Here is a 3484-nt window from a genome sequence, read left to right on the forward strand (position 1 = left end):
GCACCGCGCTCGCACACATCCACACCGCCACCAACTTCCAGGTCACCTGGCCCAACACCACCCACCAACGGACCGAGCCGCTCCCCACCTACCCCTTCCAGCACAGCGCCTTCTGGTACGAGCCCAAGGCAAGCAACGGGCACAGCGCAGCCGGAGCAGTCCCGGGGCAGGAGACCGAGTTGTGGTCGGCGATCGATCAGCATGACCTGGCGGCGCTCTCCTCGACGCTGGACCTGGACCTGGACGACCCGGCCAAGCGCGGCCTGCTGGCCGAGTTGCTCCCGGCGTTGTCGGCGTGGCGGCGGAGCGGCTCGTGGTGGCACGAGCCGTCCTGGGAACGCGTCCCGGTGTCCGGGGACTTCTCCCTGTCGGGTTCGTGGCTGCTGCTGCGCTCTGAGCCGACACGGTCGGACGACGACGTGCTGGCGGAGGTGCTCGCCGAGCGCGGCGCCGACGTCGTCCCGCTGGCCCTGCCGCTCGACGCCGACGCGGACGCGGACCAGCTCGCCGAGGAGATCGCCCGGAGCATCCAGGGGACGCGGGTTCGCGGCATCCTCTACCTGACAGGCCCGACGAGGCCAGAAGCCGACCACCTGGCACCGCTGCACCGCCAAGTGGTCGGCATACCAGAGGCATTCGCGCTAGCCGGGGTGGACGCCCCGCTGTGGTTCGTCACACGCGGCGCGGTCAGCACGACGCCCGGCGGGCTCCCGGACGACCCGGGCCTCGCGCAACTCTGGGGCGTCATCGCGACGACCAAGAACAGCAGCCGGCGCCGCCTTCTCCGAGCCGTCGACCTGCCGGGGACGTTCCCAGGACGATCGGGAGCCCGCTGGCTGGCCGCAGTGCTGGCGGGCGGCGACGAGATGGCGGCAGTCCGGGACGACGGCGTCTACATCAGGCGCCTGGTCCCCGCGACGAGCAGCCCCACCGCGACTACGCCCTGGACATCGTCCGGTCCGGTGCTGGTCACCGGCGGGACGCGCGGCCTCGGAGCAGAGGTCGCGCGCCGGCTGGCCGGGGCAGGTGCGACGCGGCTCGTGCTCGTCCGCGACCCGGCCGACCCCGAGGGGGCGGGCCTGCCCGCCGAGCTGGCCGGGCTAGGCGCCCACGCCACGCTCGTGACCTGCGACGTCGACGACCAGAACGCCGTCCGAGAACTGTTCACGACGGACACACCACCAACTGCGGTCATCCATGCCGCAGCACTACCGTCCACCAACACCCCAGAACCACGAGCAACAGCGGAAGCGGCCTGGAACCTCCACGAGGCCACCACGGAACTCGACCTATCGGCCTTCGTCCTCTTCGCTCCCCTGACGGCCACCGCCACCATGTGCGCCGACAGGCCAGGCGACCTGGCAATCGGGGCCGTCCACGAAATGGTGGCGCGGCAGCGGCGGCAGGACGGCCTAGCCGGGACGGCGCTCGCCTGGGGCCCGGTCGAGGGTGACGGATCCGCCGCCGACGACGCCCCCGGACTACGTCCGATCCGTGCGGCGGTCGCCCTGCGCGACCTCCCCCGCTTCGTGGCGAACAATGCCGCCGACCTGGTGGTGGCCGAGCTGCCCGAGGGCTTCCCTGGCGTCGGCCCACGCAAGGCCGGAGACCCCGAGCAGGTAGGCGTCGACATGAGCAAGGGCGCCCTGCTGCGACGGCTCGCCGAACGGTCGCCGGAGGAGCGCGACGGCCTGCTGCTGGAGTTCGTGCTCGCCCTGACCGCGGAGGCCCTCGGGCACGACCCGGGCAGTCCGGTCCCGGCCGACGCCGACTTCCTGGACCTCGGGATGACCTCGCTCGGCGCGCTGACCATGCGGGACCGGCTGACGGAGGGTACGGGTCTCGCGCTGTCGGCGAGCGCGGTGTACGACCTGCCGACCCCGGCGGCGCTGGCCGCGCACCTCGGCGCCGAGCTCGCCGCGGCGGCGGACGCCTGACACGCACGTCCCATCACATCTACAGAGCGGGAGTACAGCATGAACGACCATGTCGTGATCATCGGAGCGGGTCCTGGCGGGCTGATGCTGGCCTGTGAGCTGGGCCTCGCGGGCGTCCGGACGACCGTCCTGGAGAAGCGGACGGGCCGGTCGCACGAGTCGGGCGGCGGGCTGCTGCACGCGCGCTGCGTGGAGACGCTGAAGCAGCGCGGGATCGCCGGGCGGTTCGGGGGCCCGGACACGCCCCGTTGGGGCCGCTCGCACTTCGGGCTGATCACCATCGAGTACGACGAGGAGTTGGCGGAGACCGAGTACGACATGCTCGTCCCGCAGGTCCGCACCGAGGAGGTGCTGGAGGAGCGGGCCCTTGAGCTCGGCGTGGAGGTGCTGCACGGGCAGGAGGTGACGGCCGTCGAGCAGGACGCGGACGGCGTCACGGTCCGGGTGCGGTCGGATTCGGGCGAGCGGGACCTGCGCTGCGCGTACCTGGTGGGCTGCGACGGTGTGCACAGCACGGTGGGGCGGCTCTGCGGGTTCGAGTACGAGGAGTTCGCGCCGTCGTACTACGGTGTCACGGCCGACGTGAAGGAATTCGAGGGGAACCGGGACACGTTCGTCCGGGGCCTGTACCCGAACGGGCAGCTGGGCATCTTGCCACTGCAGGAGGGCCGGATCCGGCTGATGACGGTCGAGTTCGTCGGGGAGCCGGCGGGGCCGGAGGTGCCGGTGACGCGCGAGGAGGTCCTCGCGAGCATCCAGCGGATCACCGGCGAGGCGCCCGCGATCGAGGAGCCGAGTTGGATGGAGCGCAACGGCCATCCGACGAGGTTGGCGACCCGCTACCGGGACGGCCGGGTGCTGCTCGTGGGCGACGCCGCGCACTCGCATCCGCCGTCGTCGGGCAACGGGATGGTCACCACCGTCCACGACGCCGTGAACCTCGGCTGGAAGCTGGCCGCGCAGGTGCAGGGCCGGGCGCCGGACGGCCTGCTGGACAGCTACGAGGAGGAGCGGCGCCCGGTCGGGCGGCGCGCGTGCGTGCGGGCGAAGGCGCAGGTCGCGGCCATGTATCCGCTGGACCATGTCACGGCGCTCCGGGAAGTGCTGACGGGGCTCATCGAGATGAAGGAGGTGCAGCGGTACCTCGTCCAGTACGTGACGGAGGTGGCCTACGACTTCGAGTACCCGGGGCTGCCGTCCGGGGACGGCGCGCACCCGCTGATCGGCACCCGGTTCCAGGACGTGCCGGTCGCCACCCCTGACGGCACGAAGCTGTCGACGTACGACCTGCTGATCGACGGCCGCGCCGTGCTGCTGAACCTGACGGGGAAGCCGGGCGCCGTCCCGGACGTGAACGCCCAGGTGGGCGTGGTGACCGTCGAGCCGACCCCCGAGCTGGACGCCCGCGCGGTGCTGGTCCGCCCGGACGGCTTCATCGCCTGGGCCGACCAGGACAGTGACGGCGACAAGGGCCTGCGCGTGGCGGCCCAGACCTGGTTCGGCTGAGCCTGCGGCTGCGGTTCCGGGTCAAGGGCATAGCCCCTTAA

At 72.2% G+C, this 3484-nt stretch carries 2 protein-coding genes; both read left to right on the forward strand.

Going from position 1 to position 3484, the window contains the following annotated elements; all coding sequences use genetic code 11:
* On the forward strand, positions 1-1937 hold a 1937-nt coding region (locus tag AF1_RS32185), incomplete at its 5' end, for an SDR family NAD(P)-dependent oxidoreductase (protein ID WP_157419415.1).
* Between the two features lie 39 nt (positions 1938-1976).
* Positions 1977-3443 carry an FAD-dependent monooxygenase gene (locus tag AF1_RS32190; RefSeq protein WP_067808055.1) on the forward strand — a complete coding sequence of 489 codons (1467 nt, stop codon included), beginning with the start codon at positions 1977-1979 and terminating at the stop codon, positions 3441-3443.
* Positions 3444-3484: the final 41 nt, after the last annotated feature.

The organism is Actinomadura formosensis NBRC 14204 (assembly GCF_001552155.1).
Lineage (GTDB): Bacteria > Actinomycetota > Actinomycetes > Streptosporangiales > Streptosporangiaceae > Spirillospora > Spirillospora formosensis.

Excerpts from the sequence above, each read along its gene's own strand:
- AF1_RS32190 (WP_067808055.1), top strand. The coding sequence starts at position 1,977 with ATGAACGACCATGTCGTGATCATCGGAGCGGGTCCTGGCGGGCTGATG.